Genomic DNA, 16,717 nt, shown 5'->3' with positions numbered 1-16,717 from the left:
CAATATTTGAGCGGTAACCCAAACGGAAGCTAAAATCTCAGCTCAAAAGGAAACGGAATAAATAAGTAAGGGAAGAAGCGTTGGCTTTATGCCGTAGTCTTTTGATGGGTGTATTTTACGAGTTTATCTTTGCGTTACTATTGATTGATTATTATTCTACCTCATAGCTGTTTTTACCAAAGTATTATCAAAAAAAAGAAGAAGAGCCAGCACGGATGCCGACCCTTCTTCAAACAACAAAAGCTAATCGTTCAATTCCTGAATTTGCTTTTCAAGAACTGCTATTCGCTCTTTCAAGCGTCCTTCACGCTTGTTTCTTCTTTCTGTATATTCCTTTTCAATATTTGCAATCTTTGTTTTATAGTAACCCTGCATTGCATTGTAAAATGAAATATTGGTTAAATTATTGACGTGATTACTTTCGCCAAAATGTACTTGTTTCGTTAGGATATACCTTATTAACTTATGGAAGATTTCTTTTTTGAACTTCTTCTTGAAATTTTCGATAAGTTCAATTCTCGTCATCTTTGAGGTATCGCCTAACAGTCCTGAAAAGTATTTCTGTTGGCTCATATAGTCAACATTATTTTCAAATAGCGATATTGAGAAAGCCACCATTTCATCTACCGAAAGCGTTTTCTTGGTTTCTATGTATTTGGTATCTCTTATCATTTCGACAACTTCTTCAAACTGCTTGTTGTTATCGATTTGCTTCTTGCGGATTTCCCTTTCGTTGATTTTAATAATTTGTTCTTCAGGGGTACAATCAGCCATTTTTCTATCGGCCAATGGTGCTGAGTGTGTAGTCAATTCACTTTTTGATTTTTCAACAATCTTTACAAAGACTTCTTTGTGTCTATATGTTTCAGGATGGAAAACGATACCATTTACAAATCCATTTTCTTTTGCAGAATTGTATGTTTCCAATTCCTCTGTGTATTTTTCAAGCGCAACGTTATATTCCTCCTTTAATTCTTCTTCAGAATAATCGTAATGCTGGTACTCCTTTTTGATTGCCTCTATTGTAGGTTCGATAGGACGCTCAATTATTTCTACATCATCGAGAAGATAGACTTTCAATCCACTATTTTCCAGTTGGGCAATAACAAGCTGATTTCGTTCTTCGTCTGCCCAATACTTTTGTATCTCCGGAATAAGAATAATATTCTCTTTCTTTGATTTCTCAAGCAGGTTCAAGAACGACTTGCTTTTCTTCGATTCATAGCAAGCTGATTTTGTACATACCATTTTACCATCCCCGAACAGATTACCTTGATTTGCTGCATTGAAAGGACATTCATTACAAGCTCCAGCTTTTACAATCAATTTCTTGTCAGCTACGTCAAAAGGTGCTTTTTCTAAATCAAAGGTCTGGTCTTTAATCATTCTGTTGACTTGATGGACATTGAAGTCTTCGCCCATAGTCTCAAGCATCATTTGTTGTTCTTCCGGCTCGAATAGCGCAATACCAATCCCTAGGGAAATGGTCATATCTCCATTACGTACAAAGTGCTTAAACCCTTCTATGAGACCAGCTAATTTTAAACGCTGTCTTATAAAATTATCACTTCGCCCTAATCGTTTTGCAATTTCAGACGGTGCATATTTCTCGCTCAGAAAGGCAATTGCCTCCGCTTCTTCGGTCGGTTCTACATCCTGTCTCTGTAGATTTTCGATGATTTGAACTTCTAGAACATCATTATTCTTATAAGTTCTCACGATACAGGGTATCGTTTTCTTGCTTGCCAACTTACTGGCACGAAACCTACGTTCGCCCATCACGATGATATACTCTTTTCCAGATTTACGGACAGTAATAGGTTGAAGTACACCGTGCTTTTTTATACTCTCAGAAAGCTGTTGCAGTAATGCTTCGTTAAATGTCTTTCTTGGTTGCATTGGGTCGGGAATTACCTTATCAATACTCAGGTTCTGAATTTGAAGCCCAATTGCCCTTTGTGTCAATCTTTCTTTGACCTCCTTTTTAACGGCTGTACTTGCCTTACCGTTTCTACTTGTGGTACTTGCTTTTGTTGTCATAATACTTAAATTTTAGATTAAACAATATTTAAGCAGGAACCAAACGGAAGATAAAATCTTGGCTCAAAAGGAAACGGAATAAATGAGTAGGGAAGAAGTGTTGGCTTTATGCCGTAGTCTTTTGATGGAAGTATTTTACGAGTTTAAATTGCGGTGATATTGTATGATAATAAACTCTCCAGATTATCTACGTCAGGAAAGTTATTTTAAATCAATAGAGTATTTTATTATAAAACAGACTCTTAAATTTAGAAGTGAATTGTTAGTTTCTACGACCTAAAACGTTTCAATTTATTTGATTTTAAATGTTATTAATTGAAAAGAATTACTATTTTTGCATCAGACGAATTAAAAGAAACTATTACCTACGGGAATTAGTTCACAAATCGTCAACATTAATGAAGATATTTGGCAGAAGTGCCACAGCGACTGGGCTCGTTGAGCAAGGTTCGAGTCCCGTCCAGACCGCGAAAAGCCTTCAACGCAAGTTGGAGGCTTTTTTAATTTCAAATATCACCTTTCCTTTCTCCCCTAAAATAGTCTTTCCTCAAAAAGTAAAGCGACAACTTTATTGGGTATCAAACAAAAAAAGACCACAACAAAAATGCCATGGTCTATTCTTATACGTCTTAAAAGAAACGTGTTTTATTAGTTACACCTATTCCTTTATTATTTTAAAACTCCATTCGAGCTCGTTTTGAAGCACTTTAACTATATAGATAGCATCAGGATATGCCGAAAGGTCTAACTCGGGCTCTGCGTCATCCGTTTTTAAGGAGAGTAATACATGTCCAGAAAAATCGGCCACAACAATATCCTTTTCGCCCTCAACAATTCCAGTTATCCTAAAGCTACCTATAGTTGGATTAGGATGAACGTATGCAGGCTGAGTAACTCTAGTCCTCATATTATTATCCATAGACACATCAGACTTGGAAGCCAAATCTCCAGAGCCCGTTGCCGCACTTTCTTCTTCAAACAAGGATAATACTTGCTGCTTGGTAAGTGCCGTACTGAACAACCGCACCGCATCAATACCGCCTTTAAAATATTCCTTGCCCCATCCGGACCATCCTATCCAAGCTACATTCCTATCTTTTAAAGTACCTGAGAGCGCCTCACTGTGCACGTTTTCTCCGTTTATATACCAACGCATATCACTACCATCATAAGTACAGGTAACCATTTGCCACACATCATTTTTAATAATTCCCTTACTTATTAATTTTCTTCGGTTCTCCTGTGTAGTTACCTTAAAACCAAGTTTACCTCGGTTAACGAACATCATAAATCCTCCAGAAGTAGTACTACCTACGATTCCTTGGTAACTACCTTCTGCATTGCTAGGATTTACCCAAGCCGAAACCGAAAAGCCCTCCTGTAAATTATCATCTAGATTTGGCAGGCGAATATGGTCATCACTTCCATCAAACCACAAAGCCCCTTCTATTTGACCACTTACTTTATCCTTGTCAAAAGTTAATCCGTCCTGAAGCACACCGGTACGTCCAAGTCCGCTCGTATCACCCGCACTCACCCCGTTCAATTCATCCAGCGGCCAATGCCCCACTAAATCAGGTATACTTTCATCTTCACTATCGGCAACAGGCGGTACCTCTACCTCTTCTTGCGTCCCTAAAATTTCAATGGCATTAATAATAGGATGCCTAACACCCCCATCTAATAGCAGTGAAGAGAAATCTATCTCTAATTGTCCATCGGAAACATTTACCGTGTACGCCTTAGTAAGCACGGTCTCCGCTCCAACTTGGGCAAAAACGTCCAGGTTATCCTCTACCAATACACCCTCTAGGTTTACATCAAAAACTCTCTTACCCACACCTCCGGAACCTCCTCCGGTAGCACCAAACCACAACTCGGCAAAATGAAGCTTTACCGTATAGTCTCCGTTTTTCAATGGAATATTATAACTCATTACCTGGGAACGGCTAAATCTGAATTTTTTGAACGGATCATCAAGACCGGTTTGAGGTCTATTCAACGTAAAGCCTTCATCATAGTAAGTATCTGCCAAGAACGTATCTCCTTTGTAAGTTGTTGCCTGCCCACCAGAGTTAATGCGAAGGGCAAAATTGATATCCGAATCGGTATCCGTGTCCGTATCCGTATCCGTCTTATCAGTATCTACATCATCCTCATCAACAAGATTCTCTGTTCTAATTCTATACGCCCAACCTTTAGTGCGGTCATTATTGGGTACTGCTGGTGTTTTCATGGCCCCGGAGCCATTTGTTGTGATATTCTCCGAGGAAATCCAACCTCCATTGTTCACATCCCACCATTGAAACTGATAGGTCTTTGACGGTTGTAAGTTCTTTAATGTGGGCAGCGCTTTAGCATTCTTTCTAGAGTCTGCCGTAAAAAAACCAAGTGCGAACGATTTGTCCTTGGATACAGATAAGGTGTGCAAGTAGTCCTGACTATCACTTAAATGAGTATCCGCAGCAGGCACCAATTGACTGTAATCATGCCCCTTGTCCAATATAAAATCTTTTAAATGCCCCATAGACTGGGATTCAAACGCGTTGAGCGCGCTAACTTGAGGCTCATTAACAGGCACAACGGTAGCTCCTCCAGACCTTGAGGTAGAACTTGCCGCCCCGGCGTACCACGCATCTCCCCAAGCGTGGCCCGCCAGACCACCACTTAACACGGAACCGTACATTTGCATTTGCGCCATGCTGGTGTCATCCATTCCCGGATTGATTTCGTTCATGGAATGCAGACCCCAACCTGGATAAAACGGTTCTAAATTTAATGCAGGTTTAGTTGTTCTTCCGTGATAAATATCCCGCAACCAAGAGTGCATGGTCTCATCCCTCTCTGCATTACTCACATTTTGAATATCAAGTGCCGTAGGTATGTCCCGTTCCCAATTCTTTAATGTTGTATTGTATGACATTGCGGTCCTAGGCTGACCATAGGGCATTTTATACCCTCCAATTTTTTTGTTAAGTTCACTATTTGCGTGTTTAACCAATTTTAACCACTCTGGATATACATTTCCCGAGTTGGTATCATGGTGCACCCAACTAAAAATCATATTGTAGCATCCATATCGCGCCCATAGATAGCGGATATAGTTATAAAATGCGTTTTTCTCTACCTGAGAGCGAAATGGCCATCGTTCATGTCTTCTTATGGATTCGAACAAGGTCACAAATCCTTGCTCTGATAAGAATTGCATCCGCTGGTCTACGGACTGCCAATATTTTGGGTCAATTTTTTGATAATCCGCTTCCGGAAGTTTATCGGTTATGGATTGCCCTCTAGTCTTCAATTCAAAAGGAGTCTCACCATTAGGTGCAATTTTCTCACCCCAAGTCTCACTGGCCCACAAACCTCTTTCTTTACCCGGGCGATCCAAATTCCTTCCTAATTGCTCTAGATAGGTATCATCCGGAAAACTTGCAATAACATTAAGCCCATTGAAGCCCTGCTTTTTCCTTGCTGAAATATAATCCTTAAACGATATACCGGAAATGTCATTAGCACGATCAAAACCAAATACTGCAGTCAATGCGGACCAAGACGTATCGGCGGTGAAAAAGAAGGGAGTACCATCTGCATACTCTAAAGTTCGTTTGTTAGGGGCCACCCTGATAAATCCGCGATTATTGGGATTGCTACTCACGTCTGCAATAGACGCACTAAACGTTCCACTTTTACCCATAAAACCGCGGTCAGATTTTGTAACTGTCTCGTCTAGCACTTTCCAAGACCAGTTACCTGGTGAAGTAGCCACCAAACGACCACGAAATACATTTCCGCCATCCCAAAATACGGGAATACGATATGCCTCACCGGCCGAACCTTCTTTCTTTAGCTCAACCCACACATCTACTTCCATGTAAGGGTTGCTATATTGTTGTTGGCTGTTGAATTCTATTTCAACAACCTCCATCACGGAGAAATTAGTTTTTTGGGCAAATACACTTGCACCTGTACAGCTCAAGAGCATTACCAATAAAACAATTCTAACTAGTAAAAAATTTTGCTTGTAAAGGGGTTTACTTTTAAAGTAATCAATAAATGAAGTCATGGGGAATGGGGGATTTTGAATGATTTGTCTGTAACATTACACATACGTATGAATCACAGATTTTAGATGTCACTCATCGATATATTTTGCATTTTAACGATTCTAACGCACAGTAGAACTTTTTATTGTGTGAATCATCAGTATTAAAGACCAAACCCACAAATTTGACAATCCCCCAATCATCTCCTCTGCAGGCCGGTCTTACTCTTTATAACTTTTAGGATGGACTACAACAGCCCTTTGCACAACGTTGGCAAGGGTTTGCCTGCTTATAAATTTGTTTAGCCGCATCTACCGCCAAATAACAAGAACCATGAACCCCTAGATCGGTTTTACTCAAAATAAAGGCCAGTAAATTACAATCTTCTTTATGCACATCATAGTCTCCATTGGCCTGAGCCGTATTGTTAACATAGTATCTGGTCATTGGTTATAAAACTTTTGCCAAACCTAACACCTTTACAAAACAATCCCTTACAGATATCCGTAAGGGATTGACATTTATTGGTCGGGTGATATAATGAAAAATATAGTGTTAGATTCTACCTTGTTTTATAAGTTTGGCTATGAGGTGATGGGTGTTCTTTGCCCCAAAAGCATCAAACAATCTGCTTACTTTTTTATCTATGGTACTCTCACTGTTAGGAGAAATATTCTGACTTTTTAATTTTTCGGAGATTTCCTTTTTGGTAAAACCTTCTGCAAGATCTTGTAGAATCATAAGATCATACTTATCCAATTCAAAAAGGGCGCTCCCACCATTTAGGTTAATTTGCGGAGAAACATAGGTACGGTGCTGGGATACCTCCTGTATAGCCATAATCAATTCATTCAACCCATTACGGCCCTTGCAGACATAACCGTTTATTTGCTGATCGGTAAAAAGAGGATTGATTTCAGCTGGGTCATCTACCATAGAATTTACAATAACCTTTATATTGGGGTCTACCACCCGTATAGCCTCAATTAGCGATTGTCCGGAAGTTAGTTTGCGTTCTACCGGCCCTTCCTTGAACGAGAGGTCGGTAATTAACAATTCATACGGCTCCCCGTTTTGAAAAGCAACCTTAAATCTATTATACGCCTTATCGCAATACAGCTCTTCCTGTATATCCTCTACCTCTAACCGGTTCTCCAAGGCATTGACTATACCTTTATTGGTGTCCTGAAAATCTTCGGCAATAAGTATTTTTTTGAACATAATCTGTACTTTTTAATTCGGAATTTCAATCTGGGCCCTAAAACCATCGCCCTTATCTGAATCAAAAGTAAGACTTCCCTTTATTGCCTGAATACGCTTTTCTGTATTCCAGAGTCCATTTTTATTATTTAAGCTACTTTTTGTTGCTCCGTTACCGTTATCGGCATAACTAATTACCAATTTTTTCTTTAACTGTTTAAAATGAATGGACACCACTGTAGCACCACTGTGCTTTTGCATATTTATCATTAGCTCCTGCAGCACTTTGTACAAGGTTTTTTTCGTTAACGCAGAAAGACTATCCCATTCTACCTCCAAACTTCCGGTAACCAGTAACTGTGCATTTCTGCCATAGCCACTTAACATACCAAAAAGCACTTCCTTGAATTTGGGTCCCGTATCCACATCATTGATTTCCCTTGAAAAATCCCGACTTTGGTTATAAAGGCCATCAACCACGTTTAGGACCTCGGTACGCTGGGCTCCGTTTTGGAGTAAAACCATGGCATGATTTAGTTTTCCGGCAAAATCGTCATGTAGTTTTCTAGACAGTTCAGCTTCGGTCTCATACGTAGCTTCTATCTTTACTGTCCTATTTTCCTGCTTCAAGTGCCTTGCGTGTTGCACTAAATAGAACCCCGCAAAAACAGAAACGAATAAGAGTAACGCAAAGCCCGAATAGGATATAATTTTTTGATTTCGCTGTTCAACCACTTCCAATTTGCGTTCCGCATTTTCTTTTTCTAAGCGTAGAATGGACTCTTGTTTAAACCTGTCATCATACCTATATTTTGCAAATTGGGTCTTTACCTTTAATTCTTGCTCGTACAAACTATCTTGCAAAAACACATACCTATTTTTCATACCCACATCTGCCGGCAATAACTTCATCAGCTGTTTTAAAGCATCTTTTTCCGCACGCGGTATTTTTAAAGATTTAGATAGGTGTATGACCGAATCAAAATAGACTTTGGATTTTTCCGGACTGACAGCACCATAAAATTCGCCCATATGCGTATAACTGGCTATTTGCCCTCTTTTATCTTCCTTAACAATTCTAATGGCCAACGGCTTTTGAAATTCATCTTCCCGGACAGAAGAGCCTGCCAACCACTTTGCATAGGCCAAATTGTCCAAAACCCGAGCATATTCTTTCTGATATTTCTTTAAGGTGGAGTCATTTGCTATCCTACCCAACAAATCAATAGCATCATCATACGCTTTACTATCTATGTAACTTGCAGCCAGATTGTTCTCATAGATCAGCTTATCAATATTTGATTGTGTGGTACCAATTGCTTTTTGATAATATTTTACAGCATCGGAAAAATTCAACAATTTCCTATGGTTGGTTGCCAAGGTATTATAGCAATTAGCCCTATCCGTAGGTGATTTTAAAAATTTTAAAGCATCGGTAAGCGTTTCTTTACTACCAAAAAAATCGTTGTTGTTCTTTTGAATAATACCAACATTCATTAAGTTGTCCCCTACCCCAACACTATCGTTCAGACTTTGATAATATTCTTTTGAACGTGAATAATTTTCAACGGCCTTAAAATAATCATGCTCAATTTCAGCAAAATAATACCCCCTTAAATAATAGTGTTCCGCTAAAAGCGATGCCTTACCTATTTTATCCCTTTGACTTACCAAAAGATCACTATACTTCAAAAGACTATCATATTGACCCGAGCTAAAATGAAGCATACTTTTTTCATCAAGCACATACCCATAAAGGGAATCAACAACGGGGTCTTTTAGTTTTTTATAAGATGCATTTATGGCCCGTAGTTTTTCCTGGAGTGAAAGCGACTTCTCTTTTGAAAGGTTATAATACACCAAAGTGCTGTCCGAAACTCCAGCACTGCCCACACCGGAAGGTTCATTCTTTGAAGAACAACAAACTATGAAACAAAAAGAAATTAAAAAAAGTAACTTCTTCACAAGCAATGGGGAATTCTGAGGTTGAACTAAATAATCATGCGTTAAAGCAGGGCTCAAAATAGTAAATTAAATTGGTACTTGTCCCATTTAAACAGCCCTTTGAATTCCGACCAAATCACTCCAAAAACATCTGACCGAAACAACTTTTTCATAAAATTCCTTTTTGCTTTTTTTCTAAAGTGACTATGTGTTTTTCTGTAATAGAACATCCTACAAAATTTGGTTATGAATGTTCATTAAACACTGATATTTTCATTTCTCTCATAAAATCATTTAGACTAATAAACCATAGACACACCCTACTAAACAAACATCAAACGTATAATTTACATTTTATATGAAAATTTCACTTTTTCTAAAAAAAGCAAAGGCATTAAAGATAATTTCGCATATAATTAAGGTAAAATATAACATTATTTATGTTAATTAATTTGGTAAGTAAAAAAATAAAGTTTTCATTTGCTTAATAAACGTAAAAAAGACGTTTATTATAATCAACTTGTAACCTTCACATTATGAAACTAATACTACCCATTTCACAAAGTAGAATCGGTTTTACTTTGAAGAATCTACATCCTAAAGAAATTGAACTATTCTATAAAGCCTCTTTTATGACGGTTTTTTTGTTCACTCTCTTCATTGGCATTAATTCAGCTGAAGCACAGGAAGAAACAAAAAACGAAGACCGCTACAAAGCTTTTAACACTGGCGGCCATCTAAAGAACATGCATATATGGCACGGTTCTGTAGTACATCCTGGAGCCATGTTCGCCACCCATTTGGAATATAATTCAAAGAATGAAAAATTTACACTTGGTGCTTGGGGCGGTGCCGGATTTACCACTACCGATGTTATCCATAAGGATTCAGGGCAGAACGTAAGGGCCAACTATAAGGAGGTTTCCATTTATGCCGTCTATCGTCTTTCTGATACATTTTTTGCCGAAGCCGTATCGCACAACAATTACACAGGCGTAGAAGAAAGGGGCGACACACTTCACTATTGGAGCTATGATAAAACACAGGGATATAATTTTGTTGATATCAATTTTGGTTACAATATTACTCCAAACACATTGCTATACCTGGCTACCATTATAGGCGGTGGTTCCGGAGATTATGAAATCCAACCTGGTGGCTCTTTAAAAAACTCATGGACGCATTATTTCGAAATAAAGAGCAAAGTATGGAAAATTGACAATTACGAACTATCCTTGTTTGCCGGTGGCGCATGGTCTTTCTTAACAGATAAAACATTCTACACCCAGGACAAAGCAAATGTTATTAATGTAGGATTGGCCTTGAACAAGAATATTACCGTAGCCAACTACGAACTACCGGTTGAAGTTACTGCAATGTGGAACCCAGAGAAGCAAGCAACGGTCTTGTCGCTTGATTTTTCCTTATTTTAACAAAACCTGAACCTAAATAACAGCTAACAGTATTGTTTATGAAAAATAAAAATTCAGCTTTAATGAAAATCACTGGCCCATTCATGGTGGTTACTTTACTATTGGTGAGTAGTTGTGCCAAGCAGTTAGAGACAAGCAAATCCTCAAGCAACACATCTGATGATACGGAGGAAAATTTCGTAAGTAAAATAGACCTCTCAGAAAAAAGAATAGGCTATTGCACCCCCTCGCTAAACGCACCCTACTACCAAGCGCTATTCCAAAGCATTAAATCCACTACCGAAAAAAATGGTATGACCTTCTTGTCCGCCGATGGCCAAAATGACATTAACAAACAGATTGCCGCAGTTGAGGACTTGATCACAAAAGGCATAGATGCGCTTCTCCTTAACCCACTAGACCCAGATGCCTTGGTAGGCGTCACCAAAGTCGCCAAAGCTGCCGGTGTTCCAGTATTTATCATAGACAGTTCTATTGACCCATCCGCAGATTTCGTAACCACCATTCAATCCAACAACTTGGCAAACGGAGAACTTGCAGGAGAATGGCTAGCCAAAAAATTCGGTAAAGAAAAAATGAACATAGCCTTATTGAGCGGTAATGCCGGTAACCCAGTGGGCAAAACCCGTAAACAAGGGCTGCTACAGGGCATTACGGAAGAACAACTTAGAACGTTGGGCTATATTGACCTGAACATTAAAACCCAAATGTACACCAACTGGTCCTATGCCGGCGGATTGCAGGCCATGGAAGACGTTTTGGTTGCCCACCCCGATGTAAACGTAGTCATTACTGAATCTGATGTTTGCGTACTAGGAGCCATAAAAGCAATTGCCCAGGCCGGCAAAACTGATGATATTTTAATAGTTGCCGGTGCAGACGGACAAAAAGAGGCTATTAAATACATTATGGAAACCAATTTTTACGGGTGCACCGCCATGAACAGTCCTGTACAGATAGGAAAAAACGCAGTTCAGTATGCCATTGAATACATGAACGGAAAAACCGATTTCCCTAAGAACTCATATACTGCACCATTACTAATCACAAAAGAGAATGCTGCACAATACTACAGGCCAGATGCTATATTTTAAGGAAGGTCCGCAATACTCAATTAACAAACCTTGTTAAACATGAAGACTAAAAATAGCGAATACCGAGTTGAAATGACCGGAATATCAAAAAGCTTTGGAGTGGTTTCTGTACTTGAAGGTGTAAATCTTAAGGTAAAGCCCGGAGAAATTCATGCGCTACTTGGAGAGAATGGTGCCGGCAAATCTACATTAGTAAAAATCCTTAGCGGTGTACACCAAAAAGATGGTGGGAAAATTTTGCTGAACGGCGAAGAGCTAAATCTAAAAAACACACATGAAGGCCAGGTAAAAGGCATTAGTGTGGTCTATCAAGAACTATCGCTGGTAAACGACCTATCCGTTGCCGAGAATATTTATTTGCACAAACTTGGAGCAAATAAGTTTTGGATGAACTGGAAAAAAATAACCCAAGACGCACAAGAACTTATAGACTCTTTAGGCTTTAAGATTGATGCATCTGCGCGAGTAAGAGATTTGAGTATTGTTCAAAAACAAGTAGTAGAAATAGCCAAGGCCCTGTCCGAAGACACAAAAGTACTGGTACTGGACGAGCCCACTACCGTTTTTGACCCTACTGATACACAAAAATTGTTTGACAATTTGTTCAGGTTAAAGAAAGAAGGCATTTCCATCATTTACATCTCTCACCATTTAGAGGAAATCTTTAAAATAGCAGATTCCATAACAGTCCTTAGGGACGGTGTGGACACAGGTTGCGTGCCCGTTTCCGAGACTGACACGGATAGTGTTATTCGGTTAATGATCGGACGCGAACTAAAAGACTTGTACCCGGAACGTCATGCAAAAATAGGATTGGAACCTGTTTTTGAAGTCAAGAACTTAACAGCTAAGAACAACCTGGTTCATGACGTATCGTTTTCCGTTAAACCTGGTGAAGTTCTAGGAATAGCCGGATTAGGAGGTAGCGGAAGGACCGAAACTGCCAAATTGATTTTTGGTGCCGATAAGAAAAAATCGGGAACCTTAATTCTAAACGGAAAAGAGATAAAAACAAAGTCGCCCGTTGATGCTGCAAGACATCAAATAGGCTTTGTATCCGAAGACCGTAAGGAAGAAGGCGTCTTCTTACCACTTTCCATAAGAAAGAATATAAGCATTACCAATTTTGGACCCATTTCCAACAGACTAGGCTTTTTAAAGACGGAAAAAGAGCAAGAAAACGTATCCTCCTTAATTGATAAGCTAAATATTAAGACCCCTAGTTCAGAAGTTAGTGTGGGTAATTTAAGTGGCGGCAACCAACAAAAAGTGGCTTTGGCCAAATGGCTTAGTATAGACAGTAAAGTAATTATAATTGATGAACCCACGCGAGGTGTAGATGTTGGTGCAAAAGTTGAAATCTATAACCTTATAAATGAAGTTGCCCAGAAAGGTGTAGGTGTAGTGGTCATTTCTTCCGATATGCCAGAAATAATGGGTATATCGGACCGAATTCTGGTCATGCACAAGGGTACTTTTTACGGCGAGTTGACCAAAGAGCAATTTTCCGAAGAGAACATTCTTCGCTACTCCATTGGAAAAGCATTAAAAACAACATAATCCAACCATTTAAAAAATAAATCATGGCCTTAACAATGAAACAACAGCTTAGTAGTCCGGGAGGGTTTCTCAAGTTTCTAATCAAACACAACACCATTTTCATTTTTATAGTATTGGTAGTGTTTTCAGCATTAATTTCGGATGTATTCTTTACATCGGTAAACTTATCCAATTTACTGAAACAGGTTTCTGGTATTGGCATCATTAGCATTGGAATGCTAATCGTTATCCTAACCGGTGGGATAGACCTTTCCGTAGGATCCATGGTGGCTTTGTTAGCTGTTACTTTCGCAATTTTGGTGAATACATTTATTTTACCCCTAGCCATTCTATTGACCATTCTAATCGGATTTTCTTTGGGAAGTATAGCCGGTTATCTTGTAGCATATCAAAAAATGGCACCCTTTATTGCAACCCTTGCCTTAATGACCATTGCAAGGGGCCTAGGTTTCATCTATTCAAAAGGTTCTCCTATTACCTTCACAACTTACGGAGGGCTTTACATGTCCGACTTTGCCAACAATTCAACTTTGGGCATACCTAACATTTCCATTGTATTCTTTATCATCGTCATATGTGCAATGGCAATGCTACGCTACAATGTATTTGGAAGGCTTATTATAGCTATAGGGAGCAACGAAGAGGCTTCTAGATTATCAGGTATCAAAGTAAATAAATATAAGTTTTTGGTGTATGCAATTTCTGGGTCTTTGGCAGCAACTGCCGCCATTATTGTTGCCTCCAGAACAAATTTGGGATCGCCCAATATGGGTATGGCCTGGGAACTTGATGCCATTGCCGCAGTTGTAATTGGCGGTGCAAGTTTAAACGGAGGAAAAGGAACTGCTATAAACACCTTAATGGGGGTCCTTATTTTAGGCTTGATAAGCAACATCCTAAACCTCCTGAATGTACCCTCCTACCCACAACAGGTGGTAAAAGGAGCCATAATCATCTTTGCCGTTCTCTTACAAAAGTTCGAAAGCAAATAACTAAAAAACATAACGTTACGTAATATGACTAGCTATAAATTAAACAGCAAAAACCTCAGCAAATTTTCAAATGAGGCTTTAATTCCAAAATATGATAGGTCTACTTTAAAAACAGGTATTGTTCACGTAGGCATAGGGGGGTTCCATCGATCTCATGAAGCCTACTATACCGATCAGTTATTACATGACCCAGCTAACTCGGATTGGGGTATTTGCGGCATTGCCCTACTGGATTTTGATACTAAAATTTACAACACCCTTAAAGAGCAAGATGGATTGTACACGCTTATTGTGAAGGAATTGGACGGCACCTTGACCAAAAAAATCATAGGCTCTATTGTAGAGTACCTTTTTGCCCCAGAAAACCCAACACAAGTAATAGAGAAAATGGCAAGTGCCGATGTTAAGATTATAACCTTAACGATTACCGAAGGTGGTTACAATTACAACGAAGCAACAGGTGCTTTTGATTTTACAAATCCCTTAATTCAACATGACTTAGAAAACCCAAGAGCTCCCAAAACAATTTTTGGTTATTTGACCCAGGCATTAAAACTCCGAAAAGAAATGGGGTTGCCCGGCTGCACCATTCAATCTTGCGATAACATTCAGGGAAATGGGCTTATGACTCAAAAAATGTTACTGAGTTTTGTGGATATAGCGGAACCGGAACTTGCGCCTTGGATAAATTCCAACGTATCATTTCCTAATGCCATGGTAGATAGAATCACCCCCGCTACATCTGAAAAAGACATTGCCTTATTAAAAGAATCTAGCGGAATTGAGGATGCATGGCCCGTAGTTTGCGAACCGTTTAAGCAATGGGTCATAGAAGATGATTTTATCTCCGGAAGACCTGCCTGGGAAACCGTAGGCGCCCAATTTGTTGAAGACGTAGTTCCCTATGAAAAAATGAAGCTCAGTCTGTTGAATGCGGGACATTCGGTCTTGGGAATCCTAGGCGCTCTAATTGGCTATGAAACTATTGACGAATCTGTTCATAACAAAGCCATACAAGCCTTCTTACACACATATATGGATGAAGAGGCGACTCCTACTTTAGGCAGTTTGGAAGGAATCGATTTAAAAACGTATAAACAGTCACTGCTTCAAAGATTTGGAAATATTTACATTAAAGATCAAATAGACCGAATTTGTTCCGAAAGCTCCGCTAAAATTCCCATTTTTATTTTACCCACAGTACATACCCAATTAAAAAATGGCGGCCCTATTGAACATGCAGCTTTTGTAATAGCAGCTTGGGCCATTTACAGTGCCGGTATTGATGAAAAAGGAAACACTTTGAACATTAAAGATGCCCTTGAAACAATCCTAAAAGAAAAAGCACTGGTTGCCAAAGAAAATCCCGCGGCTTTTTTAGAAATAGAATCCGTTTTTGGAAAACTAAATCAATCAAAAAGATTTGTTGATTCTTATTCAGAAGCCTATCATAACATTCTAAAACATGGCGTAGAAGAATGTGTAAATAAAATGAACAATAAAGCTCTAAATAATATTTAAATGAAAAATATAGTTTGTTTTGGAGAAGTTCTTTGGGATGTGTTCCCAACTCACAAAAAGATTGGAGGAGCTCCTTTAAATGTTGCCTCGCGTTTAAAATCATTGGAGAACAGGGTATGCTTGATAAGCAAGGTAGGAAATGATGCCGCAGGTAGCGAAATAATTGATTTCCTAAACAAACAAGGTATTGACACTCAAAGTATAAAAGTTGACCATACCCTGAAAACCGGAGACGTAAAAGTTTCTTTGGACAACCAAGGTTCAGCCACTTACAGCATAGAGTTCCCTAGAGCTTGGGACTACATTGAACTCACCCCGGACACCATAAATATTACCCGGACTGCAGATGCATTTATTTATGGAAGTTTGGCTGCAAGAAACCACCTCTCTAAAAACACACTATCTGCACTTTTAAAATTGGCCAAGTATAAGATTTTTGATGTGAATCTTAGAGCCCCTCATTATACGGCAGATACCTTGTCCGAACTCATGGACGCCGCCAATTTCATTAAGTTTAATGACGACGAAATTCTTGAAATAGCAAAAGCGTTAGATTTTGAATCTGAGTCTCTAGAAGAGAACATCAAATTTATAGCGAAGTATACCAATACAGAATCTATTTGTGTTACAAGAGGCGGTAAAGGCGCCATACTCTATAGAAACGATTTATTTTATTACAACAATGGCTACCCAATTGTTGTGGTAGACACCGTTGGCGCCGGAGATTCTTTTTTGGCATCTCTGATCAACAAGTTACTTAAAGGTACTCCCCCTCAAAATGCGCTTGACTATGCCTGTGCTATTGGTGCAATTGTGGCCAGCCATGAAGGAGCCAACCCCAAAATAGAGAAAGCTACTATTGACCAAATGATTTATGTGCAATCTTAAAT

General features: G+C 39.0%; 11 protein-coding genes. 6 read left to right on the top strand and 5 right to left on the bottom strand.

Going from position 1 to position 16,717, the window contains the following annotated elements:
* Nucleotides 1-243 precede the first annotated feature (243 nt).
* From Q4597_RS04580 to Q4597_RS04560, 5 genes are all read right to left on the bottom strand, one after another.
* A complete protein-coding gene (locus Q4597_RS04580) occupies nt 244-2,040 on the bottom strand; it encodes a ParB/RepB/Spo0J family partition protein (RefSeq protein WP_303404912.1) in 1,797 nt (598 codons plus the stop codon).
* A 658-nt stretch (nt 2,041-2,698) separates the two neighbouring features.
* Entirely contained in the window at nt 2,699-6,103 is a 3,405-nt protein-coding gene (locus tag Q4597_RS04575) for a LamG-like jellyroll fold domain-containing protein (RefSeq protein ID WP_303404910.1), read from the bottom strand.
* Between the two features lie 217 nt (nt 6,104-6,320).
* Entirely contained in the window at nt 6,321-6,530 is a 210-nt protein-coding gene (locus Q4597_RS04570; RefSeq protein ID WP_215438667.1) for a hypothetical protein, read from the bottom strand.
* Nucleotides 6,531-6,638: 108 nt separating this feature from the next.
* Complete coding sequence (locus tag Q4597_RS04565; protein ID WP_303404908.1) at nt 6,639-7,304, bottom strand: DNA-binding response regulator; 666 nt, start codon at nt 7,302-7,304, stop codon at nt 6,639-6,641.
* 12 nt (nt 7,305-7,316) lie between these two features.
* On the bottom strand, nt 7,317-9,248 hold the full coding sequence (locus tag Q4597_RS04560) for a hypothetical protein (RefSeq protein WP_303404907.1): 1,932 nt from the start codon (nt 9,246-9,248) through the stop codon (nt 7,317-7,319).
* A 515-nt stretch (nt 9,249-9,763) separates the two neighbouring features.
* Here Q4597_RS04560 and Q4597_RS04555 point away from each other — a divergent pair.
* The 6 genes from Q4597_RS04555 to Q4597_RS04530 are packed head-to-tail and all read left to right on the top strand — an operon-like array spanning nt 9,764 to nt 16,715.
* On the top strand, nt 9,764-10,660 hold the full coding sequence (locus tag Q4597_RS04555) for a hypothetical protein (protein WP_303404906.1): 897 nt from the start codon (nt 9,764-9,766) through the stop codon (nt 10,658-10,660).
* A 38-nt stretch (nt 10,661-10,698) separates the two neighbouring features.
* The gene (locus tag Q4597_RS04550) at nt 10,699-11,754 is read left to right on the top strand and encodes a substrate-binding domain-containing protein (protein WP_303404904.1); all 1,056 of its coding nucleotides are present in this window, start codon (nt 10,699-10,701) and stop codon (nt 11,752-11,754) included.
* Between the two features lie 39 nt (nt 11,755-11,793).
* Complete coding sequence (locus Q4597_RS04545) at nt 11,794-13,314, top strand: sugar ABC transporter ATP-binding protein (RefSeq protein ID WP_303404902.1); 1,521 nt, start codon at nt 11,794-11,796, stop codon at nt 13,312-13,314.
* Between the two features lie 23 nt (nt 13,315-13,337).
* Nucleotides 13,338-14,306 (top strand): ABC transporter permease, encoded by a 969-nt coding sequence (locus tag Q4597_RS04540; protein ID WP_303404900.1) that lies wholly within the window; start codon nt 13,338-13,340, stop codon nt 14,304-14,306.
* A 24-nt stretch (nt 14,307-14,330) separates the two neighbouring features.
* The gene (locus Q4597_RS04535) at nt 14,331-15,827 is read left to right on the top strand and encodes a mannitol dehydrogenase family protein (RefSeq protein ID WP_303404898.1); all 1,497 of its coding nucleotides are present in this window, start codon (nt 14,331-14,333) and stop codon (nt 15,825-15,827) included.
* Entirely contained in the window at nt 15,828-16,715 is an 888-nt protein-coding gene (locus tag Q4597_RS04530) for a carbohydrate kinase (protein WP_303404896.1), read from the top strand.
* Nucleotides 16,716-16,717 lie beyond the last annotated feature (2 nt).

The organism is Zobellia sp. 1_MG-2023, assembly GCF_030549125.1.
In the GTDB taxonomy this organism is placed as follows: domain Bacteria; phylum Bacteroidota; class Bacteroidia; order Flavobacteriales; family Flavobacteriaceae; genus Zobellia; species Zobellia russellii.
The sequence above is the reverse complement of the archived record's forward strand: the minus strand, read 5'-3'. Positions and strand labels throughout refer to the sequence as shown.